This is a genomic window from Arthrobacter sp. HMSC06H05, assembly GCF_001807395.1.
In the GTDB taxonomy this organism is placed as follows: domain Bacteria; phylum Actinomycetota; class Actinomycetes; order Actinomycetales; family Micrococcaceae; genus Pseudoglutamicibacter; species Pseudoglutamicibacter albus.
Genome location: NZ_KV788988.1, coordinates 49,259 through 75,179, shown reverse-complemented (window position 1 = coordinate 75,179; position 25,921 = coordinate 49,259). Strand labels below are relative to the sequence as shown.

Annotated in this window: 16 protein-coding genes and 2 pseudogenes; 11 read left to right on the top strand and 7 right to left on the bottom strand. The window is 60.6% G+C overall.

Annotated features, from left to right (window positions below):
• Positions 1-108: 108 nt before the first annotated feature.
• Together guaB and HMPREF3160_RS07095 are read left to right on the top strand one after the other, a co-directional pair.
• Complete coding sequence (gene guaB, locus HMPREF3160_RS07100) at positions 109-1,623, top strand: IMP dehydrogenase (protein WP_370977523.1); 1,515 nt, start codon at positions 109-111, stop codon at positions 1,621-1,623.
• A gap of 122 nt (positions 1,624-1,745) precedes the next feature.
• Complete coding sequence (locus HMPREF3160_RS07095; protein WP_070507782.1) at positions 1,746-2,888, top strand: GuaB3 family IMP dehydrogenase-related protein; 1,143 nt, start codon at positions 1,746-1,748, stop codon at positions 2,886-2,888.
• A gap of 74 nt (positions 2,889-2,962) precedes the next feature.
• Here the strand turns inward: HMPREF3160_RS07095 and HMPREF3160_RS07090 are convergent, their stop codons facing one another.
• A complete protein-coding gene (locus HMPREF3160_RS07090; protein ID WP_070507780.1) occupies positions 2,963-3,199 on the bottom strand; it encodes a DUF1275 family protein in 237 nt (78 codons plus the stop codon).
• Positions 3,200-3,312: 113 nt separating this feature from the next.
• Between HMPREF3160_RS07090 and HMPREF3160_RS07085 the strand changes: the two genes are divergently transcribed.
• The 4 genes and pseudogenes from HMPREF3160_RS07085 to HMPREF3160_RS07070 all read left to right on the top strand — a co-directional run bounded on the left by HMPREF3160_RS07085 (position 3,313) and on the right by HMPREF3160_RS07070 (position 10,478).
• Entirely contained in the window at positions 3,313-4,221 is a 909-nt protein-coding gene (locus tag HMPREF3160_RS07085) for an SURF1 family protein (RefSeq protein WP_070507778.1), read from the top strand.
• A 2-nt stretch (positions 4,222-4,223) separates the two neighbouring features.
• On the top strand, positions 4,224-4,736 hold the full coding sequence (locus HMPREF3160_RS07080) for a DUF3817 domain-containing protein (RefSeq protein ID WP_083285529.1): 513 nt from the start codon (positions 4,224-4,226) through the stop codon (positions 4,734-4,736).
• Positions 4,737-4,812: 76 nt separating this feature from the next.
• Positions 4,813-6,359: pseudogene (guaA, locus tag HMPREF3160_RS07075) on the top strand (glutamine-hydrolyzing GMP synthase).
• 171 nt (positions 6,360-6,530) lie between these two features.
• Entirely contained in the window at positions 6,531-10,478 is a 3,948-nt protein-coding gene (locus HMPREF3160_RS07070; RefSeq protein WP_176744718.1) for a DUF4011 domain-containing protein, read from the top strand.
• 292 nt (positions 10,479-10,770) lie between these two features.
• Here the strand turns inward: HMPREF3160_RS07070 and cpaB are convergent, their stop codons facing one another.
• A complete protein-coding gene (cpaB, locus tag HMPREF3160_RS07065; protein WP_176744717.1) occupies positions 10,771-11,508 on the bottom strand; it encodes a Flp pilus assembly protein CpaB in 738 nt (245 codons plus the stop codon).
• Between the two features lie 170 nt (positions 11,509-11,678).
• Positions 11,679-12,260 (bottom strand): 5-formyltetrahydrofolate cyclo-ligase, encoded by a 582-nt coding sequence (locus HMPREF3160_RS07060; RefSeq protein ID WP_083285526.1) that lies wholly within the window; start codon positions 12,258-12,260, stop codon positions 11,679-11,681.
• A 203-nt stretch (positions 12,261-12,463) separates the two neighbouring features.
• Here HMPREF3160_RS07060 and HMPREF3160_RS07055 point away from each other — a divergent pair, with 203 nt between their 5' ends.
• On the top strand, positions 12,464-13,423 hold the full coding sequence (locus tag HMPREF3160_RS07055; protein WP_070507772.1) for a UbiA family prenyltransferase: 960 nt from the start codon (positions 12,464-12,466) through the stop codon (positions 13,421-13,423).
• 112 nt (positions 13,424-13,535) lie between these two features.
• Complete coding sequence (locus tag HMPREF3160_RS07050; RefSeq protein ID WP_070507771.1) at positions 13,536-14,765, top strand: pyridoxal phosphate-dependent aminotransferase; 1,230 nt, start codon at positions 13,536-13,538, stop codon at positions 14,763-14,765.
• 9 nt (positions 14,766-14,774) lie between these two features.
• On the opposite strand, the gene HMPREF3160_RS07045 is transcribed toward HMPREF3160_RS07050, so the two are convergent.
• Together HMPREF3160_RS07045 and xseA are read right to left on the bottom strand one after the other, a co-directional pair.
• Complete coding sequence (locus tag HMPREF3160_RS07045) at positions 14,775-15,053, bottom strand: exodeoxyribonuclease VII small subunit (protein ID WP_035754326.1); 279 nt, start codon at positions 15,051-15,053, stop codon at positions 14,775-14,777.
• Positions 15,054-15,087: 34 nt separating this feature from the next.
• The gene (xseA, locus tag HMPREF3160_RS07040) at positions 15,088-16,461 is read right to left on the bottom strand and encodes an exodeoxyribonuclease VII large subunit (RefSeq protein WP_083285525.1); all 1,374 of its coding nucleotides are present in this window, start codon (positions 16,459-16,461) and stop codon (positions 15,088-15,090) included.
• Positions 16,462-16,587: 126 nt separating this feature from the next.
• Between xseA and HMPREF3160_RS07035 the strand changes: the two genes are divergently transcribed.
• Entirely contained in the window at positions 16,588-17,487 is a 900-nt protein-coding gene (locus HMPREF3160_RS07035) for a hypothetical protein (RefSeq protein WP_035754325.1), read from the top strand.
• 3 nt (positions 17,488-17,490) lie between these two features.
• Entirely contained in the window at positions 17,491-18,576 is a 1,086-nt protein-coding gene (locus HMPREF3160_RS07030) for a 4-hydroxy-3-methylbut-2-enyl diphosphate reductase (protein WP_070507769.1), read from the top strand.
• A 16-nt stretch (positions 18,577-18,592) separates the two neighbouring features.
• Here the strand turns inward: HMPREF3160_RS07030 and HMPREF3160_RS07025 are convergent, their stop codons facing one another.
• Positions 18,593-19,804, bottom strand: coding sequence for a DNA recombination protein RmuC (locus HMPREF3160_RS07025; RefSeq protein ID WP_070507767.1), 1,212 nt, complete (start codon positions 19,802-19,804; stop codon positions 18,593-18,595).
• Positions 19,805-19,990: 186 nt separating this feature from the next.
• Complete coding sequence (locus tag HMPREF3160_RS07020) at positions 19,991-24,709, bottom strand: lamin tail domain-containing protein (protein ID WP_070507765.1); 4,719 nt, start codon at positions 24,707-24,709, stop codon at positions 19,991-19,993.
• A gap of 249 nt (positions 24,710-24,958) precedes the next feature.
• Here HMPREF3160_RS07020 and ychF point away from each other — a divergent pair.
• Positions 24,959-25,921, top strand: a pseudogene (ychF, locus tag HMPREF3160_RS07015) (redox-regulated ATPase YchF); the annotation flags it as partial.

Sequence of the window (25,921 nt, the reverse complement as noted above, 5' to 3'; positions counted from 1 at the left end):
CGGGCGGGCCACCGCCGTTTAAGTTGTACACATCACGGCCTTGCCCGCAACAACGCGCGACACTCTAAGATGGACACAAACCATCACCTGCCGTTGAAAGGTGCGTCCGTGAGCTCAAGCGATGACTTCAACCCATTTGCCTTCGAAGGCCTCACATACGATGACGTCCTGCTGTTGCCAGGGCCAACCGATGTGATCCCTTCCGAGGCGGACACGACCACACAGCTGACCCGCCGCATCGACATCAAGGTGCCGATCATCTCCGCCGCGATGGACACCGTGACCGAGGCGCGGATGGCGATCGCGATGGCGCGTCAGGGCGGCATGGGGATCATCCACCGCAACGTATCCATCGACGATCAAGCACGCCAGGTCGATACGGTCAAGCGTTCTGAATCCGGGATGATCAGTGACCCGGTCACCGTCAGCCCTGAAGCCACGCTCGCTGACCTCGATGCGCTGTGCGCCCGCTACCGGGTCTCCGGCCTGCCGGTGGTGGATGAGGAACGCACCTTGCTCGGCATCATCACCAACCGTGACACCCGTTTTGTGCCACGCGCTGATTGGCCAAGCATCAAGGTCTCCGAGAAGATGACCCCGATGCCGCTCGTCACGGCCCCTGTGGGCACCACGCGTGAGAAGACGCTCGAGCTGCTGGCTCAGCACCGCATCGAGAAGCTTCCGTTGGTTGATGACCGCAATAAGCTCATGGGCCTCATCACCGTCAAGGACTTCGATAAGGCCGAGGATTATCCGCTGGCAACCAAGGACGACGAGGGCCGCTTGCGTGTTGGCGCGGCTGTCGGTTTCTTTGGCGAGGGCTATGACCGTGCGATGGCGTTGGTTGATGCCGGCGTGGACGCGCTGGTGGTGGATACCGCGAACGGGCATTCCCAGGGTGTTCTGGACATGATCGCTCGCCTCAAGAAGGACCCTGCCGCAGCTCACGTGGATGTGATCGGCGGGCAGGCTGCAACCTATGAGGGCGCGAAGGCGCTCATCGACGCTGGCGCGGACGCGATCAAGGTGGGCGTTGGCCCGGGCTCGATCTGCACAACCCGCGTTGTTGCCGGCGTTGGTGTCCCGCAGGTCACCGCGATCTATGAGGCATCCAAGGCAGCACGCAAGGCCGGTGTCCCGTTGATCGCCGATGGCGGCCTGCAGTACTCCGGTGACATCGGCAAGGCGCTGGTTGCTGGCGCTGACTCGGTCATGCTCGGCTCGCTACTGGCCGGAACCCAGGAATCCCCAGGCGACCTGGTGTTCGTCAACGGCCGCCAGTTCAAGAGCTATCGCGGCATGGGCTCGCTCGGTGCGATGCAGACCCGCGGGAAGAACACCTCGTATTCGAAGGACCGCTATTTCCAGGCCGATGTGCCAAGTGATGAGAAGCTCATCCCGGAAGGCATCGAAGGTCAGGTCCCGTACCGCGGCCCGCTCGCCGCGGTTGTGCATCAGCTTGTGGGTGGCCTGCGGCAGACCATGTTCTATGTGGGCGGCCACACGATCGCCGAGCTGAAGGAGAAGGGCAAGTTCGTCCGCATCACCGCAGCTGGCCTGAAGGAATCGCACCCGCATGACATCGCGATGACGGTCGAGGCCCCGAACTACCGCCGCGGCTAAGGAACAAGCCCACAGGGCTTGTTACCGCACGCTTTCAACCCTGTTACCGGTGGTGGCCCCTGAGCTGGGGCCGCCACCGTTATTTAAGGGCTTTCCCGCTGGGCTGTTGATAGCCTTGGATCGTGACTAGCGAGATTGAGATCGGCCGTTATCGTCGCGCCCGCCGCGCGTATTCCCTCGATGATGTGGCAATTGTGCCGAATCGTCGTACACGTGACCCGGAGGACGTGTCGACCAGGTGGCAGATTGACGCGTTCACGTTCGATGTGCCGTTCATGGGGGCGCCGATGGATTCGGCGATGTCACCTAAGACGGCGATCGCTTTGGGCAAGCTGGGCGGCCTAGGGGTTCTGAACCTGGAAGGTATCTGGACCCGCCACGAGAACCCTGAAGCGGTGCTCGAGGAGATCGCCTCGCTTGAATCGGCTCAGCAACGCGGCTCCAACCCGAAGGTGACTCGCCGCCTGCAGGAACTGTTGGCGGCCCCGATCCGTCCTGAGCTGATCCATGAGCGCCTAGCGGAGATCCGTGAAGCCGGGGTAGTGGTTGCTGGTTCTTTGACGCCGATGCGCACCCAGGAGCACTACCGCACGGTGCTTGAAGCTGGCGTGGATCTGTTCGTGATCCGCGGGACCACGGTTTCGGCAGAGCACGTGTCTGAGGGCCGTGAACCGTTGAACCTCAAGCAGTTCATTTACGAGCTCGACGTTCCGGTGATCGTGGGTGGGGCTGCCGGCTACACCCCGGCGTCGCACTTGATGCGCACCGGGGCGGCGGGTGTTCTGGTTGGTTTCGGTGGCGGCGCTACCGGCACAACCCGCCGTGCGATGGGCATCCACGTACCGATGGCGACCGCAATCGCCGATGTGGCTGCGGCACGCACCGCGTACCTGGATGAATCCGGTGGCCGCTACGTGCACGTCATCGCTGATGGCGGCGTCTCGACCTCGGGTGACATCGTCAAGGCTTTGGGCTGTGGTGCTGATGCCGTGATGTTGGGTACCGCCCTGGCTCGTGCCGAGGAAGCGCCCGGTCACGGCTGGCACTGGGGCATGGAGGCCGCCCACGAACGTCTGCCGCGCGGAGACCGCGTGTTTGTTGGCACGGTTGGCCCGCTCGAACAGGTTGTCTACGGGCCATCGCATCACACGGACGGAACCTCGAACCTCGCCGGAATGCTGCGCTCCTCGATGGCCACGACCGGTTACGTGGACCTCAAACACTTCCAGCACGTCGACATGGTGCTGGCCCCATACAGTTCTTAGTCCGTAAAGTTGCCAGTCAGTACAGCTACTGGTCAGTACATTTCGCTGGTGGGCTTTCTCGCGGTCGGCTACGGCTAGTGCGCGCCGGCGATAGCGGCGCCGAAGAGGAAGAACCCGAAGGCCAGTGCAGGCCGTAGCGCGGAGAGTTCGGACGCTCCCGAGAGCGTAACGCCTAAGATCGCGACATTGCCGGTCATGTTGCCGGGGAAGACGCGCCCGAGTGTGAGGAACCCGATCGCGTCGATGATTCCTGAGCTGAACGTGAGGATCAGCATGTGCGCGATGTGACGTCTGCGGATAGAGATGGGCACGGCTGGATTCTAACAATGGTTCTTTGTTTCTCGGCGGCTGTGGCGTGCGGCGCAGACACAGGCGCGGGCGCGCGTTTAAAGCCTCGTACGGGGTGCTCGATAAGATAAGGGGCGTGTTCAAGACTGCGCTTCAACCTAAATGGCTGGCACTGCTGCTTGCGTGTTTGGTGGTGTCAACCGGGTTCGTTTGGCTCAGTAAATGGCAGTTTGAACGGGCCATGGACTACGCGCCGACCACGCAAGAGAAGTCAGAGACAGCGGTCCCGCTTGAGAGCCATTTTGAGCCGGGCAAGGACATGACTCACGCGGACGCTGATCAAATCGTGACGATGAAGGGCCGCTACATCGAAGGCACGCAGGCTTATGTTCGGGACCGGCTCTTTGAGGGCGAGCAGGGGTTCTGGGGTGTTCAGGCTTTCGAGGTCGACGGTGTCTCTGATGTGATGCCGGTTGTGAGGGGGTGGCAACCTGGCGAGACGGAGGTGCCGCCTGCCACGGACGCAACCGAGGTGACCATCACGGGCCGTTTATTGCCATCTGAAGCGCCGATCGCTTCCGGCCGCTCGGCAGATATGCATGGTCTGCCGGTCTTGAAGGACGTCTCGGCGGCCCGTTTGTCGAACATGTGGAACCGGGATGCTTATGCCGGTTTCGTGGTGGTGTTTGAACAGAGCCCGGACGATGTCAAGGCCGGGGTAGATGAGCTGAAACACGTGTATGTTGCGCCGGGGTATTTGCAGGAGAACCGTTTGAACTGGCTCAACGTGTTCTATGGCGTTGAGTGGGTTGTGTTCGCTCTGTTCTCACTGTTTGTGTGGTGGCGCCTGGTTCGCGATGATTATCAGAACGAATTGAAGTTTGAGGCCGAGATGGCTGCCTGGCAGAAGCGGCAGGATGCCCGCGTTGCACAGGCTCAGGCTGAAGCGCGGCAGCGGCTCGCAACCGAAACCCAGCCGGAGGCCGGGACAGGCGATGATTCAGCGCCGGGTGTTGCTGGGCCGGAAAGTAGAGAGAACGGGTAGAGATGACTGAGCAGAATGGCATTCCACGTCCGGAGGATGTTCCTATTCCAGAGGATGACCCGATGCCGCAACGTAGGCAGGGGTTCGGCGGGACTGAGACCCAGATCCGTGGCGCGGCGGTGTTCTTCCGTATCGCCGCGTATGCGACCGGTGTCATGTTGTTGCTGTTGGTTGTTGAGATGGTGCTGAAGTACGCGTTCAACTTGATCGCGTATGCGGGCGGCACGATGCTGCGCACGGGTGAGGCGAACGTGTTCACGTTGGCTGAGCCTGGCATGGTGGTCGATGCGTTCAACGTTTCGATTGCGGTGTTGATTGTGCACGGCTGGCTCTATGTTGTGTACTTGCTGGCGACGTTCATGTTGTGGTCCCGCATGCGGTGGGACTTGAAACAGTTGATCCTGATCGCGTTGGGCGGGGTGGTTCCGTTCCTTTCGTTTGTGATGGAGAAGAAGGTTCACCAGCAGGTTGTTGAGGAGCTTCAAAAGAATCCGCAACAGCTGCGCCGGTACTGAACGTGCGCATCGTGCACTGTAAACGCGATAGGCTTTGAACGTGACTTCTGCAGTAAATCCCCCGCATCCGCGCCCGGTGCTCGTGATCGATTATGGGGCCCAGTATGCGCAGCTGATTGCTCGGCGTGTACGTGAGGCTAACGTGTATTCGGAAGTTGTTCCGCACACGTTTTCGACCGAGCAGATCCTGGCGAAGAACCCTGTTGCCCTGATCCTGTCCGGTGGTCCGTCTTCGGTGTATGCCGACGACGCGCCGAAGGTTCCTGAGGGCTTGTTTGAGACCGGTTTGCCAACCTTGGGTATTTGTTATGGCTTCCAGGCGATGGCGAACGCTTTGGGCGGCACGGTTTCGCACACCAACCAGCGCGAGTATGGCTCGACCGCCGTGTCGTCCAAGGGCGAGACATGCACGCTCTTTGATGGCTTGCCGGATGCGCAGATCGCGTGGATGAGCCACGGGGACGCCGTGACCGAGGCGCCTGAGGGGTTCGCAGTTCTGGCGTCCACGGAGCGCACACCGGTGGCTGCTTTCGCTGACGAGGACCGCAAACTTTACGGTGTCCAGTGGCATCCAGAGGTCCAGCATTCCACGCACGGTCAGCAGCTTTTGAAGAACTTCTTGTACGAATCGGCTGGCTTGAGCCCGGACTGGACTGCGCAGTCTGTGGTCGAGGATCAGGTTGCCCGGATCCGCGAACAGATCGGCACCAAGCGCGCTATCTGTGGCTTGTCCGGTGGCGTTGATTCCGCGGTTGCTGCGGCTTTGGTTCAGCGCGCTGTGGGGGATCAGCTCACATGCGTGTATGTTGACCACGGTTTGATGCGTGCTGGTGAATCGGAAGCGATCGAGCAGGCGTTCGGTAAGGCTCACGGTGGGGCCGTGCTGAAGGCTGTTGACGCTTCCGAGGTGTTCTTGGACAAACTCAAGGGTGTCACTGACCCGGAGACCAAACGCAAGATCATCGGTGAGCAGTTCATCCGCACGTTTGAGCGTGCCCAAGCGGAGATTATCGCTGAGTCTGAGGGTGAGGACGTCGCGTTCTTGGTCCAGGGCACGCTGTACCCGGACGTTGTTGAATCCGGTGGCGGCGAAGGTGCTGCCAACATCAAGAGCCACCACAACGTGGGCGGTTTGCCGGAAGACCTTGAATTTGAGCTGGTTGAGCCGCTGCGTGAACTGTTCAAGGATGAGGTCCGTGCGGTAGGTACTGAGCTTGGTTTGCCGGATGAGATTGTTCACCGTCAACCGTTCCCCGGTCCAGGTCTTGGTATCCGCATCATTGGTGCGGTGGATAAGCGGCGTCTGGATCTGTTGCGGGAGGCCGATGCGATTGTCCGTGAGGAGATGACGAACGCCGGCCTGGATCGTGAAGTGTGGCAGATGCCGGTCGTGCTGCTCGCGGATGTTCGTTCGGTGGGTGTCCAGGGGGATAGCCGCACGTACGGACACCCGATTGTGTTGCGTCCTGTCACGAGTGAGGACGCGATGACAGCGGACTGGGCGCGCCTGCCGTATGAGCTGATCGCGAAGATCTCTAACCGCATCACGAACGAGGTCGATGGGGTCAACCGCGTGGGGTCGACGTGACTTCGAAGCCACCGGGAACTATCGAATGGGAGTAATCCTCGCCTGAGAAGCCCCCACTGGGCAGGTTGTGGGCCCGCTTGTTGGGGTCGTGAGCGTTTCGCCGCGGCAACCGCATGTGTTGTAGATGCATGTGTTTGCCGCGGCGTTGCGCGTTCTGCTGGCTCGCGTGAACTACCGTGGAGTATTGACGTGCCATGGAGGATGGAGTGAGTAATCAGGTGAGCGTACAGCAGACCCCCGAGACTCGTTTTCGTGACTGGGTTCAGTCGTTGAGTGGTTCGGCTGGTACGGATTCGCTGTTGCGTTTTGTTCCCACGGAGAAGAACGCGGTTGAGCTGACGCATGCCCACCGCTCTGGTTTGGCGCAGTTTCTGACGGGTCGCCGCACCCGCTTGTCCACGCTTTTGCGTGACCCGGTCCAATATAAGCAAGCGCGTTCCACGGTGCGGGCTATAGCTACGCGTGTGCGTGAAATTTCTGAGTCCCGCGGCGTTGACGTGGGTTATGTTGCGGCTGGTTTGGTCACGTGGCGTACGTTGCGTTCGGGCCGCACAAAGTATTACTCCTCGCCGCTGATGCTGGGCCGTGTTTCGTTGCAGCGCCGTGACGGTGTTGACGATGAAGAGTTGCAGCTGATGGGCCGTGCGGTGCCTAATGAGACTCTTCTGCGGTTTCTGAATACGTCCTACGGACTTGATATCCATCCTGATGATGTGTTGAACGCCGGGTACAGGACCGCGCGTTTCAACCCAACGGGGCCGGTGAACCTGTTGCGTGACATCGCGGCGAAAGCCAACACGAACATCGTGATTGAAGACCGCGTGTGCGTTTCGACGATCGCGACCGCTAGCGATCCGGTGGACCCATCTGTTGTTTCGGTGAACCACCCGATCATCGCGGCTCTGCTCGATGAGTTCGCCCCTGTCGATGAGGACGCGGGCGCCTCGTACGAGTTGGCAACGAAGGTCGCTGACATTCAGGAGGCTGATACCGGATATCACGAGGTTGTTACTGACCAGCACGAGGGGATTGCTCCCCAGCTGGCGCAGAGCCTCGTGGATGATGTCCTGACCCCGGGCGCTGATGATCGGGACCCAGCTGATGAGCTTCTGGTTACCGACGTGGATGACGACGCCTACGCGGTCTTGGACGCGGTGTCTAAGGGTAAGTCGGTCACGGTGAGTGCGCCACCGGGTTCGGAACGCATCAACTTGGCTGTCAACGCTGCGGCACGTTTGGCGGCTGACGGTAAACGAGTTCTGATCGTTGCTGAGCGGGAGTCCACGATCCAGCAGGTCACGGAGAGGTTCGCCCGCGTGAGCCTTGACACGACGCTGGTGAAGCTTGACCGTAACGCCGATCCGGAAGTGCTGCGTGAACGGCTCACGGACGCGATCTTGCGTAACGAACGCACGCACGGAGCTGATTCTTCGGCGAACGATTCCGTGGCTCGCGCTTACCGGGGCGATCTGGTGGAGCATATCCGTTCGTTGCATTCGGTGCGTTCGCGGTGGGGCGCCTCCCCGTTGGACGCGATGCAGGAGCTTGCGCGTTTGTCTTCCGGTGAGAACGCGCCGGCAACCACTGTGCGTTTGAAGCGCTCGGTTTTGGACGCGATGCCGGACAGGGCGCCGGTGGTCGAGCAGTTGCAGCGTGTGGCTGAGCTGGGTGGCTTCTCTCAAGAGTCGCTGGATAGCCCCTGGTATGGCTCGCGGCTGCGTAACCGTGGGGAGGCCGAGGCGGCGGTTGCTTTGGTCAATGAGCTTGCGGATTCGGTCCCGGACTTGTGCGAGACTCTTGAGAACACCGCGGCTTCGACGCGGATCAAGCCCGTTGAGTCTTTCGCTCAGTGGGGCGATACGTTGCGCCTTTTGGTTGCGGTGCGGCGTAGTTTGGACCTGTTCGAACCGGATATTTTCGATAAACCGGTCGATGACTTGATCGCTGCAACAGCGCCTTCGCAGTGGCGCCGTGAACGCGGCGTTGAGATGTCTGCGATGACCCGTTCTCGTCTGCGTCGCGTCGCTAAGGAATACGTGCGCCCTGGCGTGCACATCGATGACTTGCATACGGCGCTCACTCAGGTGCGTGAGCAACGGGTTGAGTGGGAGAGCCTTGCCACTGACAACCGGTACCCTTCGATCCCGGCGGGGCTTGAGCGGGTTCTTCAGACATTCCGCAACGTGTTGAGTAGCTTGAACCAGTTGCAGTCGGTGCTGCCCGATCACGAGGCCCGGCTGGATTCCCTTCCCACGGATGCGTTGCAGCAGCGATTGGCGTTGCTGCAAGAGAAGAAGTCTGACCTGGAAACCTTGCCGGAGCGGACACTGTTGATGGAGACGTTGCGCGAGAAGGGGCTGGGTGAGCTCCTGGATGATTTCGCGCAACGCCATGTGAAGTTTGATGCTCTGGAGCAAGAGGTTGAGCTTGCATGGTGGCAGTCGGTCCTGGAAGCGATGATTTCCGGAGACGACTATCTGGCGTTGCAGAGCTCCGAGGAGCTGGAGAAGATCCGCGAGGAGTTCGAGCGCGCGGATGCTCTCCATATTGTTCAGGGCGCGGATCGGGTGGCTGCGGCACTCGCGTACCGGTGGAAGGCTGCGATCGCTGATCACCGGGTAGGTGCCCGCGATATGCGTGCGTTGCTGAAGGTGGGGGATCCGACCCCGCAGCAACTTGCGGCACTCGCTCCGGCGGTTGTGGGTTCGGCGACCCCTGTCTGGGTGGGAGCCCCGCTGTATTTGCCGACCGTTTTGCCGCGCTGGTCGCGTTTCGATGCCGCGATCTTGCTTGATGCGGAGTCGCTGGCGCTTGAGTCTTCGTTGACGACCATCAGCCGCGTTGATCAGGTTCTGGCTATCGGTGATCCGAACACGGGTGTGCCGCTGCGGTTGAACGTCGAGGTTGATAAGCCCCTCAACGCAGGCAGGGGAGAAGACACCCCGTTGAGCGCGTTCGAGGCTTTGAACCGGGTGACGTTGCGCCGTAGTTTGAGACGCAATAATCGTGTTCTGGATGAGCGTTTCATCGAGACGTTGAGCGCTCAATACGAGCAAGGAATGAAGGCTTATCCAACTCCGGCTACCGCCGAGTCCAGTGTTGAGCTGATCCGGATTGAACATCCGCATGCCCCAGCGGGCCGCGGCACCGTGACCTCGACCCCGACTGAGGTTGAGAAGGTTGTTCGGCTGGTGTTTGAGCAACTCACTCAGCATCCTCACCGTTCCCTTGCCGTGATCGCCGGTACCGCCGAGCATGCCCAGCAGTTGGCTCGTGGGATCAGCAATGCGCTTCCGCATCATCCGAACGCGATGCCCGCTTTCCAGCGGCGGTATGAACCGTTTATTGTGACCTCGGCTGACCGTGTGGACGGTTTGCGGCGCGATAGCGTGATCTTCTCCCTGGGTTTCGCTAACAGCCCGCAGGGGCGCCAGCCTCAGCATTTTGGTGAGCTGAATAGCCGTAACGGTTTGCGGTATGTGATGACGAGCGTTTCGGCTGCACGTTCGCGACTGTATCTGGTGTGTGCTCTGCCGCTTGAAGAGCTTGAAGAGCGCATGGTTGTGGCCCACAGCGGCCCGCTCGAAGACAAGACCCCCGCGCGTTCCGGGATGGAGCTGTTGACTCGCTTGATGCGCTCGGTTGAAGAGCCGCGCACATACCAACTGCTGCGTCCTGCCTTCAAGACCGCTACCCAGACCGAAACGCCAACGCTCGCGGCAAGCTGGGAACAGCATTCTGCCGATGCGGCCCAGGGGCAGCAGTGGCATGTGGGTGCGTTGATGGCGGACTTGTCTCAACGGCTCCAGGCCTATGACCTCATCGTGATCCAGCACCCTGGTTTCGGCGTGGACATGGCGGTGTATGGGCCGGTGTGGCTCAAGACTGCGCCGCTTGCGATCAGCGTGGATTCCTCGCCTGAGTATGCGCAACAGTCGGTGCGTAGCCGCACACGTATTGTCCCTGAAGCGCTTGAGAACCGTGGGTGGAAGCCGGTCCAGCTGTGGACCATCGACGTGTTCAAAGATCCCGATGCGGTGGCTCGCGACATCGCCTCGCAACTCGGTGTTGACGTGCCTGGTGTTGAGGTTCCTGAGGTTCATATTCCTTGGCAGGAATCGGACGGGCCGGGCTCGGACGGGCAGGAATCGTGACAGCTCGGCGCCGTAGAGTCGCGGTAGTCCCACCCACACGGTTGGGTGGGAAACCGGCCGACCTTGTGGGGTCCTGGGATGCTGACCTACCCGCTGATCCCGCGCAACGTAAGGGAGTTTCTCACGTCGTGGCGCCTTCGCAACGTAGCCAGGACGAAGACCCTCAACCTGGGGACGCGGCGTTGTTAGCGGAGATGCCTCCGCACTGGAGTCAGAAGCGAACCTAGACTCGGCGTGCCTGACCCGGGCGCGCTTGGCACCCTCGATGCACCCGTATATCACTCCGTTCACGTCAGTCGCCCTTCCCTCCTGGACGGCGAATGACCAACGTGACACTTCCGCGCTGATGCGCCGCCGAAACCACCGGGGCTTGATCTTCTTTGACCTCCAGCACCACAATCGCTCCCTCGGAGTCCTGTTTACCCAAAGGGAGCCAATCGGCAGCGGTATCCGGTGAACCCGCCCACAAGACCTTGGCGCGTGCTGCGATCACCTCGGTGTGCACATCGCCCACTTCATCTGCACGCGTCAACACAACATCAACTTGATCCCCACGCCTCAAGAAGCCCGCGGAGACCGTGTGCGACAGCGAGACACCCACAGCAACATGCCCAGGGGAGACCTCACGCAACATCTCAGAGCCAGCAATCGCCGCCTCGTGCAACGGCACCCCAGCAGGCCAATCCACCGTAAGCGACTGCCCCTCAACCACAGACGCTTGCGTCAACGCCCCCTCCGGTGCAGAACCCAGCAGTTCCACGGTTGTTAGATCCCCGGAAGTCAGCGCTTGCCCTGCCGCAACATCATGAGCCGGCGCAACAACACTGACCCGCTGCGGCGCGTGATCCGACACAATGCTCAATCCAAGCCCAACAAAGCCGAAAGCGCTCGCCGCGGCCACGAGCCGCCGATGCGAATGCCACCACTCCGCCGGCGTGCGGCGGGGCTTAGCTAGGCGCCCCGCAGAGGTGCGCGGGGTGTGGGTTCGCGAGCCAGACCGCGGTGACCGGTGGTTTGAAAAGAGTTTCATGCACACCAGCCTGGCCGCCACCGCTAGCCAGGGTAGGTGTGGCGCCGAAAATGTGGATGAAGCCCCGGGGTGCATGTGGTGTGAATACTGGAACAGTAGAAACACAGGAACCGGTACGGGAAACGGTTGGATACCGCGAGCGTGAATTCGGCTGGGTTCGCCGCAATGGGTCAGCGGCCCAGCTGGTGAAGACCTTCCGGGGTCCACGCGTAGTTGGCCACCGCGTCCCACGGCTCGGCGGGTACATCGCCAGCTGGATACAGCTCGTCCTCGAACACAGCAGCGATCAAGACTGAGCCTTGTGGGAGGGTTTCAACGAAACGGTCATAGAATCCTCCGCCCTGCCCCAGCCGTACGCCTGCGGCATCAATGGCTAAGGCGGGCAATATGACCAGCATCGGATGCCGGGGGAGTGTCAGTTCCTTCCCGCCGGCAGGTTCCGGCACAGGTGCGACCGTTCCTGTCGTGATGGGGAGGTCCGGCGCCCAACGCACCCAGCTCATGCGAGCGCCTGGCAGGCTGCGAGGAACCGCAACACAAGCGCCTGCATCGTATAACTCGCGCATGGCGAGGGAGACATCTGGTTCGGTATCAGCTGCAATGTAGGCGAGGACCACTGGCGCTGTTCCGCCCGGCGTTACGCGCCGAGCAAGCCGCAACACGTCTGGGGCATGGGCCGCAAAACCGGAGGCTGCTGACCGCCTAGCTTCGCCGCCGCGTAGGCGACGCGCAGAGCGGATCAGTGATCGCATCACCCTTTTGCTGTGTTTTTTCACAGGAAAGCTCCGGGAACATCTTGGGACAATAGTTTGTCGCCAAACTTGCGGAATTGCACTTACATTGCTGTAGTTTAGTAACAACACACCGGATGAACTCCCGTGTTCTTGTGTTCTATGTCGTTAGCGTTATTTGAGAAAAGCTTTTCGACCTATCTTCAATCTACCGAGGAGGGCGCATGACCGCAGATGCACAGCGCTCACAAGGACGCCTCAAGATCCGTTGGGGACGATTTAGCGCAGCACTGATTGGTGCCCTAGCTTTGGTGGGCGCGCCAGTTTTCGTGGGGCTCGCCGCACTGACGCCGATGAGCTGGTGGTGGCCGCTCGTCTGCTTCCTGATCGCTTTCGGAACGTTGATCACGTTACGTACGTGGGCTGTTCAGGAGCGCCGTCAAGAAGCGTGGAAGCGCGCAGCGAAACAGGTTGCCGCGCAGCACGAGCAGGGTAAACCTGCGCAGAACTCGGATGCCGCGATCAAGGCTGAGTCTTCGGAAGATAAGAAACAATCCACCGAGCAGAATACGTCCGATGCGTCCAAAATGGATGTAGAAAGCTCCGCATCCGCCGCAGGCACGGAGAACACGTCAGCCCAGCGCGGAACAGCCGCGCCTGAACAGCACAGCAACACTGAGGAGGATAGCGACGCTCAGGGGCAGTCTGCTACTGGTTCAGATGCCGAGAAAAGCGCGGAACAGGACGTAGTTGAGGAACCGGCGCCGAAAGTATCCGCCTCGGAAGTTCCGTTCGATTTCGTAGCTGATACTGAGGCGTTGCGTAAAGCTGAGGCTGAAAAGGCGGCGGCAGAAGCTGCTGCCGCCGCTGAGGATGAACTAGACGCTGATGCCGATACCGAGGCAGAAGCCGACGCCGAGACCGAAGAAGGCTCGGAGGAAGCACAGCGCGTGGCTGAAGCGACTAAGGCCGGTAAAGGCTGGGTTCCGCACAAGGTTCCGGCCCCTGGCTACGCGTCTAAGCCTGAGGCTCACCGCGAGAAGGCCGAACCGTTCCAGGCGGAGGAAGAGAAGAAGCCTGAAGAGGTTACCTCGATCCGTAAGTCTGAGCGTGAACGTGCTGAGCGTGAACGTCTCCAGGAAGCGCTGGACTTGGACGGCATCATGAGTCGCCGCAGGGCATAAAGCAGAGCACGCACGCGTGGGTTATTCCGGTGTGTGACATATCGGGGTAATCTTTGAGAGGCGTCGATCACGTTCGTGATCGGCGTCTTTTTCTTCATGATTGGATGGAAGAATGTCGGAAATCAAACAGTCAGCCAAGCTCAACAATGTTCTCTACGACATTCGCGGGCCTGTACTTAAGGAAGCGCAACGCATCGAAGAGCAGGGCAACCGGGTCCTGAAACTGAACATCGGCAACCCCGCGCCGTTCGGTTTTGAAGCGCCCGATGCGGTGTTGGTTGACATGATCCGCAACCTTCCGCACGCGCAAGGCTACTCGGATTCTAAGGGCATTTTGTCGGCCCGCACCGCTGTGAGCCAGTACTACCAGACCAAAGGTATCCAGAGCATCGGAGTGGATGACATCTACCTCGGCAACGGTGTCTCTGAACTGATCCAGTTGAGCCTCAACGCGTTGCTGAATCAGGGTGACGAGGTCCTGATCCCGGCCCCTGACTATCCGTTGTGGACCGCCGCGACCTCGCTGGCGGGTGGTAAGCCCATCCACTACATGTGCGTCGAGGAAGAAGGGTGGCTGCCGGACCTCGAGGACATGGCGAACAAGATCACCCCACGCACCAAGGGCATCGTGGTGATCAACCCGAACAACCCGACCGGTGCTGTCTATCCAAAGCACACCCTTGAGGGTATTTTGGAGCTTGCCCGCAAGCATGGACTCGTGGTTTTCGCGGACGAGATCTACGAGAAGATCACCTATGACGGCGCCCAGATGCATAACATGGCGTCGCTGTCTGATGACGTTGTGACGTTGTCATTCTCTGGGCTTTCGAAGGCCTACCGCGTGTGTGGCTACCGGTCCGGTTGGATGGCTATCTCCGGCCCTAAACACACTGCCTCCGACTACATCGAGGGCCTCGACCTGCTCACGAACATGCGTTTGTGCGCCAACGTTCCAGCGCAGCACGCGATCCAGACCGCGTTGGGCGGTTACCAGTCGATCAATGACCTGATTCTGCCCGGTGGCCGCCTCTTGGATCAGCGCGATGTGGCCTATCACCGTTTGAAAGCGATCCCGGGTGTCTCCGTTCAGCAGGCCAGCGGTTCGCTGTATCTGTTCCCTCGTCTTGACCCGGAGGTCTACCCGATCAAGGATGACGAACAGTTCGCGCTGGACCTGTTGCGGCAGCAACGCATCCTGGTCACGCAGGGCACCGGTTTCAACTGGCCGAACCCGGACCACTTCCGGCTCGTGTTCTTGCCGGGCGTGAACCTGCTCAACGAGGCTCTAGACCGGATCGAGGAATACCTCGAAGGCCTACGCGAGCGCGGCGTACGTTTCTAAGTACAGGTTTTAGGCGCCGGTTGTTCCATCTTCGGATGGGGCAGCCGGCGCCGCTGTTTCTTCCTGTTCCTCACGGCGGGCTTTAGCGGCATCGAGTTTGGCTTGCGCGCCGTCGAGCCATGCTTGGCAGCGTTGGGCGAGCTGTTCACCGCGTTCCCACAGTTCGAGGGATTCCTCAAGCGTTGCTCCGCCGGCTTCAAGCCGCTGCACGACGTTGATGAGCTCGGCTCGGGCCTGTTCATAGGACAACGTGGAGACGTCTGGGCGTTCGGTTGGGTTTTCCGTCATGTGGTGACCTCACATCGGTTGTAGTTGGTTTGGGTTAGTCCTGTGTATCTGCAGAAGCGATCCGTGCGCCTGCGGAAGTGAGCAGAAGTGTCCCATCGCTGAGCCTCGCGGTGAGTTCGCTGCCTTCGGGAGCTTGCTCGGTGTGCATGATGACACGCCCGGTGGTGCTGTCTTGGAGCACTGAGTAGCCGCGCTCGAGTGTCTTCTGCGGGGAGAGCGAACGGACCCGGTCGAGTAAGTGCGTTACTTCTTGACGCGAATGGGTGAGTGCAGTGCGCATCGAGACTTCGAGGCGGCCCTCCCACTGACTCAGCTCGGTACGGCGTTCCTCGACCATCCGTTCAGGCTGTTTGAGCACGGGGCGGGAACGGCGGTCCTCGAGGTCGGTGCGGGCACGGGCGAGCATCGTGTTCATCGCCGCGTTAATACGCGTGAGCCCTTCGAGGATGGTCGCTTTCTCTACCGCGACGTCCGGGATGATGCGTTTGGCGGCATCCGTGGGGGTGGATGCGCGCAGGTCTGCGACGTCGTCGAGGATGGGGCGGTCGTTCTCGTGCCCGATCGCGGAAACCACGGGGGTCTGGGCGGAAGCGACGGCTCGGATGATGCGTTCATCGCTGAAACCGAGGAGGTCTTCGAGTGAGCCGCCGCCGCGCGCGATCACGATGACGTCCACCTGCGGGTCTGCATCGAGGTCTTCAAGCGCTGCGAGCACTTCGGGCACGTTGCGGGTGCCTTGGACCGCGACGTGCCGGACCTCGAACGCGACGGCCGGCCAACGCAGCTCAGCGTTGCGTAGCACGTCCTTCTCCGCATCGGAGTGTGCGCCTGTGATCAGACCGATGCGTTGCGGAAGGAACGGGATCGGTTTCTTACGGTCGGGATCGAACAGGCCCTCTGCGGCGAGTGAGCGACGGAGCTTTTCAAGCCGGAGCAAGAGCTCGCCTTCGCCCACGGGCTTCATGTCGGTGACCCGCATCGATAGGCGGCCGGTCTTGAGCCAGAAGTTCGGCTTGATGCGTGCCACGACACGCTGCCCAACGTCGGGCCGGGTTTCCAGCGAACGTGCGACGTCACCCCAGATCGCAAGCGATAGGGACGCTTCCTCTTCGAGGTCACGCATGGTCGCGAAGACAGAACCGCGCCTGTGGTTGACCTCGATCAGTTGGCCTTCGACCCACGTATTGGAGACACGTTCGATGTGGGTTTTAAGGTTGTGCGCAAAGTAGCTGAGCGGCCACGGATTTTCGTCAGTGGTTTCCGCGGCGGTGGGTGCCAAGGTGCGCTGCGGGTCGGGGGTGGGCACGGCTTCGGTATGTGGAAGCTGCAGCGCCGCGTCGGGTGCTTGAGGCCCACCAGGTGCTTGAGGATCACCGGATGGTTGAGGCGCATCGGGTGTTTCGGTCATGCCCGTGTGTTTCCTTCCCGTTGGTGCATACACACCATTAGACCTGATTATGAGGGGGTTCGGCTAAGCATGTGGATAGGATCTTGTTTATCCACACCGTAGAACCCTGAGATGGGATGTTGAACTGTGCGTAATGTTTTGGCTGTCTTCCTTGCGGCGGTAGCTGCCGTGTGCGGTGCTTTCGCGTGGGCCGGTTTCCGGGTCGATGGGTTCTTAGGGCATCCGGACGAGATCAAGCAGTTGTACGGGCCGGTGATTGATGATCCGCAGGTGCGTGAACGGTTGACGAAGAACGCGAACGAGACACTGTTCCAGAACATTAACGTGCAAAACTCTGAGCTGGAACGGCTGCTTGAAGAACCGTTGGGCAAGGTTGTCAATACGGTTTTGGATACTCCGGAGGCACACAGTGCGTGGCTGCAAAGCCTGGATGAGTCCCGTGCAGCCTATGTTGATCAGGTGCGTTCGGGGCATGCTTCCGCTGGCGACATTCCGTTGATTCTAGATCCGTTTGCGAAGCAAGTGAACCGCAAGGTTGAGCAGGTGCTTGATCAGTCGACGGAACAGGTCCCGGGGCTGCGTTCGGTGATCCCTAAGTCTGGTGCTGTGTTTGGGGATCAGTGGCGCATGCGGTTCAGTATTACGGAGCAGATCCCTATTTCAGCGGTCGGGATCCCGATGTTGACGATGCAGGTGCAGCAGTCCGCGCATTGGGAGGCATACGCGGTGGTGTCTGCCGCATCGTTCATTCTTGCGTTGCTGATTGCGCGGCGCCGAGCGGTACCGTTCGTGGCGGCCGGGGTTGTGGCATTGGCGTTCGGTGCGTTGGTTTTGGGGCTGACCGGCATGTTGGATACCTCTGCTCGTGTGGTTTCGGAGCCGTTGGCGCGTCCGTTCATTCTGGGTATTAGGGATGTGACGTCTTCGATCGGTCTGCCTGTGACTGCGGCCGGCGGTGGGCTGCTTGTGTTGGGGCTGATTGGTTTGGCGGTGGGCCGTGCTCGGCGGCGGTCGGTAGAATACTGAAGTATGTCGAGTGCTGCTGTTTCTTTGGGGTTACCTCCGGTTCCGCGTGTGCGCCGTTCTCGTGAAGAGGTTGAGGCTGCGGCTGAGGTGAGTGGGCCAAAGCGTGTGCTTTTGGCTGAGCCGCGTGGTTATTGCGCGGGTGTTGACCGTGCGGTGATCACGGTTGAGAAGGCTTTGGAACATTTCGGTCCGCCGATCTATGTGCGTAAGCAGATTGTGCATAACCGTCACGTTGTTGAGACGTTGGAGGAACGCGGCGCGATCTTCGTGGAGGAGACCGACGAGGTACCTGAGGGCGCGATGGTGGTTTTCTCTGCGCATGGTGTTTCCCCTGCTGTGCACGAGGAAGCGGCGCAGAGGAATTTGCGCACGATTGATGCGACGTGCCCTTTGGTGACGAAGGTTCACCGTGAGGCGGTGCGTTTCGCGAAGGCTGGTCAAGAGATTCTCTTGATTGGTCATGATGGACACGAAGAGGTTGAGGGCACCTACGGTGAGGCGCCTGAGGTGACCACGATCGTGAACGACGTTGAGGAGGCCCGTACGGTTCAGGTGAAGAACCCTGATTCGGTGCGGTGGCTGTCTCAGACAACGTTGTCGGTTGACGAGACGATGGAGATCGTGGAGATTCTGCGTGGGCGTTTCCCTAATCTTCAGGACCCGCCATCGGACGATATTTGTTATGCGACCACGAACCGGCAGTCTGCCATTAAGGAGTTGGCGCCGCGCGCTGATTTGGTGATTGTGGTTGGGTCGACGAACTCGTCGAACTCGGTCCGGCTGGTTGAGGTCGCGTTGCAGTATGGCGCTAAGCGTGCGGAGCTGGTGGACTTTGCGCGTGAGGTGGATGAGTCCTGGTTTGAGGGCGTTGCCACGGTAGGCGTTTCTTCGGGTGCTTCTGTTCCTGATGTTTTGGTTCAGGAGGTTCTGGATCTTCTGGCTGAGTACGGTTATGACGTTGTCGAGCCGGTTGTGACGGCGGAGGAGGACATCTTGTTCTCGCTGCCGAAGGAGCTTCGCGTGAAGTTGCGTGAGGACGGCGACGATTCCCGCGTGCTAGGTGGCCGCGGCGCACGCCCAACCACATAGCCTTTGCGACATAGGGCTAGTCATTGACGTGCGGGGTCGGGTTGGCACTGGCGTCGAGGGCGGCGAGGTTGTTTTCGGCGTTGGTTGGCCCGATGGCTGGGTCGAGTTCTTGGATGCGCCGCAGGCTCGGTAGTAGCCGTACGTTCATGGAGCTGAGGATCCGGTTGTAGCTTTCAACGCTGTGGTTGAGGGCTTTACCGTGTTCGTTGAAATGCCCGAGCACGATCCCGATGCGTTCGTGCAGTGTTTTCGCTTCCTTGTAGAGGGCGTTCGCGTTGTCGGTGAGTTGGTGTTGACGCCATGACACGGCGAGCCCTTTGAGGATCGCAAGCAACGTGTTGGGGGATGCGAGAACAACGTTGTTCGCAAACGCGGTGTCGAGTAGTTGCGGCCGGGCATCGAGCGCACGCGACAGCATCGATTCGGCGGGCACGAAGCACACGACGACATCTGGGCTACCCTCGAGCACGGTCTGGTAGGAGCGTTTGCTGAGCTCTTTGATGCGGTCTTCGAGCACTTTGGCCGTGGTGAGCTCGTATTCGCGTTGGTCACTGAAGGTTTCGGCGTCTGGGAATGGAGCTTTAGCGTCCACAGCGATGTTGCCGTTGCCTGGCAGGTGCACGACCATGTCTGGCCTGCCGCCTGGTGTTTCGTCGCGGGAGCGGACGGAGGCTTGTTCCGTGAAGTCGACGTGGCGAGTCATCCCGGCTAGCTCGACGATGCGGCGCAGCTGAATCTCGCCCCACGAGCCGCGTTTGGAGGTGTCTTTGAGCGCCCCGGCGAGCGCTGTGGTTGTGGTGAGCAGTTTCTGATCGTGCTCTATCAGGTGGCGTAGCTGTTCTTGGAGGGTTGCGTCGTGCCGGTTGCGTTGCTTTTCCATGCTGTTGACGGTGATCCCGAGCTCGTGGAGCTTGGTCGTCATGGGTGCCAGCGTGCGCAGGATCTGGTTCTCGGTGTTCTCCTGCTCGGCCTTCTGCGCTTCGTACTCAGCTTGGGTGCGTTCTAGAACGTTGGCTCGCCCGAGTGCTCCCGCGGCCTCTGCGCGGGCACGGGATTCGGCTTCATGCGCTTGTTCGAGCCCGGAGCGCAACTGATCCACGGTGGAGCGTAACCGCTCGATCTCGCCTCGCTCCGCGGACCCCGGGCCCCAGCGAAGGGCGGCGAACGCGCCAAGAACAAGCCCGATAATGAGCGCGAGAACCGCCAAAACAATTGAAATAGCCTCCATGCCTCTAGCTTCTCAAGACCCCCTGACAGTTTGAAACGCGGCACAGGTTTTGCGGAAACGCGGCGTGAGCTTTCCTGCAATGCAGCGGTGGTTCCCTCCAATTAGAGGGAACCACCGCATCGGTTATGTAGCCAGCCTTAGCTACTAGCTGGAGCCGGCTGGTTGTGCCTAGCTTGTGTGGCTAGGTCAGCGTGTGCGTCGCCGCAACATCCATGCCATGGCTGCGCCGCCCATCGTGAGGGATACGGCAGCCAGGCCGAGGGCTGTGACATCAGCGCCGGTTGCCGCGAGAGCCACAGCGGGGCGGTTCGGTTGGTGCTGTCGAGGGCTGGTATCGCCGGCACCCGTAGTCCCGGCACCCGTAGCCCCGGCGCCCGCGGAGTCACCATCCGGTGCCTTACCCGGACCGCCTGGCCCGCCCGGCTTCCCCGGTTCGCCTGGCTTCCCCGGTTCGCCCGGCTTTTCGGGTTCGACGTCGGTGCCTGGGTTGTCTGGTTTCTCGATGTCGCAGTCGCCGCCTTGGACGGTGACGCGTTGCAGCGCGGAGTAGTGCTTGGCGCCGTATGGGTCGGTTGTTAGAACGTAGATGGTGTGCTCGCCGTCGCTGAGGTTTTCAACGGAAACCTTGGCTTCGGTGCCGGACTCCACATCCTCCACGGAGCCGAGTTCCTTCGCAGTGAGCACGTCCACGCGTGCCTTGGCTGTGGTGAGGGACTTGGTTCTCGCTTCGAGGCCTAAGGCGTCGTAGCTGAGCGTGAACTCTTGGTGTTCTGGCTCCAGCGTCGCGTCTTCGGCGTTGTATTGCTTCAGCGATGGCGAGAAGGTGCGGACTTTCACGTGCTGGCCCTTGTTGTCGAAGTGCATGAGCCGTAGGAAGCCTTGGCCGCCTTCGGGTAGCGCCTGGTAGTCGAACAGCATCTGGGTTACGGTGCGTTCGGCTTCGCCGTCGCCGTTGTCATCGAAGCGGTCCACTCGCGTGTAGGCATCGTGGTAGTGGCCGCTCATCACGGCGCGGACGTTCGGGTTCGGGGTGATCACCTCGTCGTAGATCCTTTGCGGGATCGGGCCGAGCCCACCGGTGGTGAGCATGTATTCGTGGAGGTTGATGATCGCGGTGCGTTCAGGGTATGCCTTGAGCACTTCGTTCATCCACGCGATCTCTTCATCGCCTGGGGCCCAACCCATGTAGAGCATGATGAAGTCGTGGCCGCCTGCGGTGATGAGGTCGTAGTGGCCGCGGTTGTTCTGGTATGAGCCGCCGTACCACGGGTTGTGTGCAAAGCGGTGGGCACCGAAGTTCTTGGAGTATTCGGTGAAGTCGTTGCTCATGTGCCCGACGTCGTGGTTACCGGCGAGCACGCCGTAGGGGAGGCCGGCGTCATCGAGCATCTTGTAGGCCTTGTTGGCGTTGTCCCACTGGAACTGTTGCTCGGCTTTATCGACGATGTCGCCGGTGTGGAAGAGGTACTGCAGGTTGAGTGGTTCGCGGCGTTCCAGCAGATAGTTGTGGATGGCGATCTGGTGGTCGTAGAAGGATTCGTTGTAGTACTGGGTGTCGGTTTCCCACGCGAAGGTGAAGTCGTATTCGCTGCGTGGGGTGTCGTCTGGGTGGTATGGCTCTACGGCGCTGTCGCGTCCGGAGAGGTTAGGCCCGGCCCAGCCTTCGGAGTGTTGGACTATGGCACGGATTTCGCCGTCTACGGCGTGTTCACCTAGCGGCACCATCGCCTCGAGTGTGGCTTCGCCGGTTTTCTTGTCGGTGAGTGCCACATCGACTTCTTGGTAGGCGTTGGTTGCCGTGTTCCACACGAGCAGGCGGATGCGGGCGCCGGGGTCGGTTGTGCCTTCCCAAGCGAGACGTACGAGGGCGTCCTCGCCGGCGTCTTCCGGTACCGCGGTGGTGAACGCGTGGAATGGAAGCTCAGTGTCCGATGTGGTGGTGCCCCCGGCCGTGAGCGTGTCGCCGTTCCGTTCGGTTTGGTTGGCGTTGTTGACGGTTCCGCTCACGGCTGTGAGGGTCTCGCTTTCGAGGCTTGAGGTGTGGCCTTCGCGGAAGGACACGGTGAGTGGGTCACCGCTCGGGTCAGATACGCGGGCTGTCAGTGAGCCTGGGGTGCAGACGTTGAGGATGGCGCCGGCTTGGTTGGAGATGGTTCCGTTGGGTTGTTCAACGGGGGTGGTGAAGGTCAGGGTCCGTTTGGAGACGTTGCCGATCTTGTCTTTGGCAGTGATTTCCAGGGTGTGGGTGCCGGCTGGCATGGTCACGCTGGAGAGTTTGGTTCCGTTGTCGATTTTCTCGCCGTTGAGGGTGGCTTCGATCGTGTCGAGTCCCGAGCCTTTATCGGTTGCGTCGAAGTCGATGGTGAAGCCGCCGCGTTTCTCTTCTCCGTCCTTTACGGATGTGGTGATGGCGGGGGCGGTGTTGTCGACTTTGATGGTTCGTTCGGTGCGGGCGCCGTCGGGGCTGGTTCCGCACACGGTGTGTTCGCCGTCGGCCACGGTGGTGGAGTCCCATTGGGCGGCCTGGGCGTTGTAGGCGTCTTCTGGGATGGTGAAGGGCGCTTCGAGGACTTCGACTTTGCCGGTGGAGTCACCCATCTGGATGATTTGGGTGGGGTCTTCCCAACCTGGTGCGCGGAGGGTGCGGCCGTCGGGGAGGACGAGCCGGACGTTGCGGACCACGAAGTCGTCGTTGTTTTCGTTTGGGTCTGGGCCTGGTGCGGCTTTCGTGCCGGCGGCGATGTCGACCTGGAGTGGTTTTCCGGCGGTCACGTAGTTGAGTGGCACATCGGTTGAGACGGTGGCCCATTCGGCGTAGGTGCCTTCGTCGAAGATGTGGAGGACGTCGCCGTCAACGAGCACGCCGTTGCGGAAGAAGGTGTCAGTTTGGGAGGTTTCGAACGCGAAGGTCGGTGCCTTTTCGAGTGAAGCGTGGGTATCGGTGAGTGGCTTGTCGTTGACGCAGACCCCGAGTTTTTCGCCCGGGGTGTCTGATGCCACCGAGAGGGGGACGGTCCCACGCACGAACTCACCATCTTTGACGTTGAGCCGCAACGGATCCGTGTTGACGCCATCGAGCGGGATACGCACCTTTTCGGTGGTGGTTTCGTTGGTTCCGTCGCTTGCGGTGACGGTGTATTCGAAGTAGCGCTTACCGAGCAGGTCTGCTTTCGGGATGGTGAACGTATAGTTTCCGTCGCCGTTGTTGGTGACGTTGTGGACCTGCGGTTCGGGATCGGCGTTGGAGGAGAGGGTGAGCTCTACTCGGCGTACCTGGACGTTGTCGGTGATCTTGAACTTCAGTTCACCGTTCTTGTTGGGGTCCAGTGACTTAGGGCTCTGGTCTTTGATGACCGGGGCTTCAGCATCTTCCGGGATGTCGATGACGCTGCCGGGAGCTTGTTCTGGCTTGATGGAGCCCGGGGTTGCTGCGCTCTTTTCGAGGATGTTCGCGTTACCCGGATCATCAGGGTTGGCGGCGTAGTGGATCCCGATGTCTTTGGCTGGGTCTTTCTCGCCTGTCACGTTGTAGTTGACGCGGTGGACTTTCTCACCCGTGCGGGTGCGCAGTTCCATACCGCGGGGGCTTCCGTTGGCCATGCCGGCGGACTTGTTCTCAACCAGGGTGAAGTCTTCGAGATTGACCCCGTAATGTTTCGCGAAGTCTTCCGCGCTCAGGTTGTCGTTAGGCCCGTTTTTGATCCACACGACCACGGTCTTGCCCGGCTCAACCACCGCATCGTGCGGTTCCATCGGCCATTCAGCGGAGTTAGTGATGGTGAGGTCGTTGAGGATGTAGAGGTAGTGGAGCTGGTAGTCGCGCAGGTTGATCGCGGTGTTGGTTGGGTTGTAGATCTCGATGAACTCGTATCCGTCCGAGCCACCAACGTTGGTCGAATCCGGGACAAGCTCTGTGATCAGCAGCTTGCCGAGGTTACCTGCGGCTGGGGCAGGTTCCTTGCTCGGGTCAGCAGATTCGGATGGTGATGCCGAGTCAGACGGGGACTCCGATTCTGAAGGGCCCGCCGACTCTGAAGGGGATTCCGATGGCGACTCCGAATCCGACGGCATCTCAGACGGGCTATCGGAAGAGGACTCGGATGGTTGCTCGGACGCAGACTCGGTTGGTTCCGTGGTCTCAGCTGGGGTTTCAGCATCCGTTGGTGCTGCCGATTCGTTCGGCTCTGCTGGCTGGCTCGGCTCTGCGGTCTCGCCGGGTTCTGCAACATCGCTCGGTTGAGCGGTTTCTGTTGAGGTGAACGCTCGGGTGAGTTCTTTACCTTGCGAGTCGGAGACGCGAAGGCCGAACGTCTTCTCTACCTTGCTTTCCAGGCCGTGCGCGATCTCAACACGGGTCGAGTCATTGAGCTTCCACGCTTTCTTGAAAGCCGCGATGTCTTCCTGCGTTTCCTGTGGCTTGCCGGAGGTCTCGGTTTCGTCGCGCGCCTCAGCGGATGCCTCGCCAGCCGCTTCGGAGGCGTTCTCGCGTTGCGGGGTCAGCCACAGCACAACCTTCTCGTTGGGTTTGATGGTGACGGGCGCATCGACCTCAAGCTCAACATCGTTGGCCGTCTTTGTGGTGTCTTCGGTGATGTAGCTGAGGCTGAGGCCGTCTTTACCGATCGTGACTGGCTTAGAGCCGGGGTTGGTCAGCTCAACGAAAGGGTAGTCGCGCGTCGTGGTGTTGTCGTTGCCGCTATTGAGTTCGGTCACGGTGAGCGGCGCAGTATCTGCGTCTGGCTGGACGGGCTGATCAGCCCGGAGCGAGTGTGCGGCGTTGCTTGCGGCCGATGCGGTGGCCGGCGCGAGGATGGGTGCGGATGCGAGCGAGAAACTTAAGACCGCTGCAGCAAGGACCTTGTTGGTGTTGCTGTTGCGGCGAGAGGTGAACCTCGAAGGTTTCATGTCCTTCACTTTCGGGTGGAGTGTCAAGGTCAGGGACACTCCAAGCTCTACAGAACCAACGCAACAGTTCAGTGAATCGGCCGTGATGGTTAGGGAACACGAGTATCCCCGCCGGTCACAGGGTTTTAACGTGAACGCAACCTGCGCTCGCCGAGGTGCAACCGCCGGAGCTTGTCCGCCGCAACGCAGCCCGCACCCGCCGGTACGCGTCCGGCGTCTATCTGTCCGGCGCCACGTAGAATGGTGGGCGTGGCTCTTACTATTGGAATCGTTGGGCTCCCGAATGTGGGCAAGTCCACTATGTTTAACGCTTTGACCCGTGCTGATGTTTTGGCGGCGAACTATCCGTTCGCGACGATCGAACCGAACGTGGGTGTGGTGCCCCTTCCGGATTCGCGTTTGCCGCAGCTCGCAGAGATTTTCGGTTCGGAGAAGATCCTGCCGGCAACCGTGTCTTTCGTTGATATCGCGGGCATTGTGAAGGGCGCGTCTGAGGGCGAGGGGCTCGGTAACCAGTTCCTCGCGAACATTCGTGAGGCGGACGCGATCTGCCAGGTGACCCGCGGCTTCCAGGATTCCGATGTTGTCCACGTCGCTGGGGAAGTTGATCCGGCATCGGACATTGACGTCATCACCACTGAGCTTGCCCTGGCGGACCTGCAGTCTGTGGAGAAGGCGTTGCCGCGGCTGCAGAAGGAGCTGACGAACAAGAAGGTCAGTAAGGCTTATGTTGAGGCTGTAGAGCAGGCTGAGAAGATCCTCTCTGATGGCCGCACGCTGTTCTCTGCCCGCGATGAGGTGGATCTGGACGAGCTGAAGCCACTGCAGTTGCTGACCGCTAAGCCGTTCATTTACGTGTTCAACCTGGATGACGATGGGCTTGCCGATGAGGAACTGAAGGCTTCGCTTGCGGAGTCGGTTGCGCCGGCGGTTTCGGTGTTCTTGAACGCTCAGTTTGAGGCGGAGCTCGCGGAACTTGATGAGGACGATGCGGCAGAGATGCTCGCTGACGCTGGCATTGAGGAGTCTGGTCTGGAGTAGCTTGCGAAGGCTGGCTATGAGGCGCTTGGTTTGCAGTCGTATTTGACGGCGGGCCCGAAGGAGACGCGTGCGTGGACGATCAAGCAGGGTGCTACCGCGCCTGAGGCGGCCGGCGTGATTCACACGGATTTCCAGCGCGGGTTCATCCGTGCCGAGGTTGTTTCGTTCGAC

Bases quoted from the DNA above. Each gene is read 5' to 3' on its own strand.
- HMPREF3160_RS07080 (WP_083285529.1), top strand. From the start codon at position 4,224: ATGACTGAGCAGAATGGCATTCCACGTCCGGAGGATGTTCCTATTCCA.
- HMPREF3160_RS07030 (WP_070507769.1), top strand. From the start codon at position 17,491: ATGTCGAGTGCTGCTGTTTCTTTGGGGTTACCTCCGGTTCCGCGTGTG.
- HMPREF3160_RS07055 (WP_070507772.1), top strand. From the start codon at position 12,464: ATGACCGCAGATGCACAGCGCTCACAAGGACGCCTCAAGATCCGTTGG.
- HMPREF3160_RS07025 (WP_070507767.1), bottom strand. From the start codon at position 19,804: ATGGAGGCTATTTCAATTGTTTTGGCGGTTCTCGCGCTCATTATCGGG.
- HMPREF3160_RS07050 (WP_070507771.1), top strand. From the start codon at position 13,536: ATGTCGGAAATCAAACAGTCAGCCAAGCTCAACAATGTTCTCTACGAC.
- HMPREF3160_RS07060 (WP_083285526.1), bottom strand. From the start codon at position 12,260: ATGCGATCACTGATCCGCTCTGCGCGTCGCCTACGCGGCGGCGAAGCT.
- cpaB (WP_176744717.1), bottom strand. From the start codon at position 11,508: ATGAAACTCTTTTCAAACCACCGGTCACCGCGGTCTGGCTCGCGAACC.
- HMPREF3160_RS07045 (WP_035754326.1), bottom strand. From the start codon at position 15,053: ATGACGGAAAACCCAACCGAACGCCCAGACGTCTCCACGTTGTCCTAT.
- HMPREF3160_RS07020 (WP_070507765.1), bottom strand. From the start codon at position 24,709: ATGAAACCTTCGAGGTTCACCTCTCGCCGCAACAGCAACACCAACAAG.
- xseA (WP_083285525.1), bottom strand. From the start codon at position 16,461: ATGACCGAAACACCCGATGCGCCTCAACCATCCGGTGATCCTCAAGCA.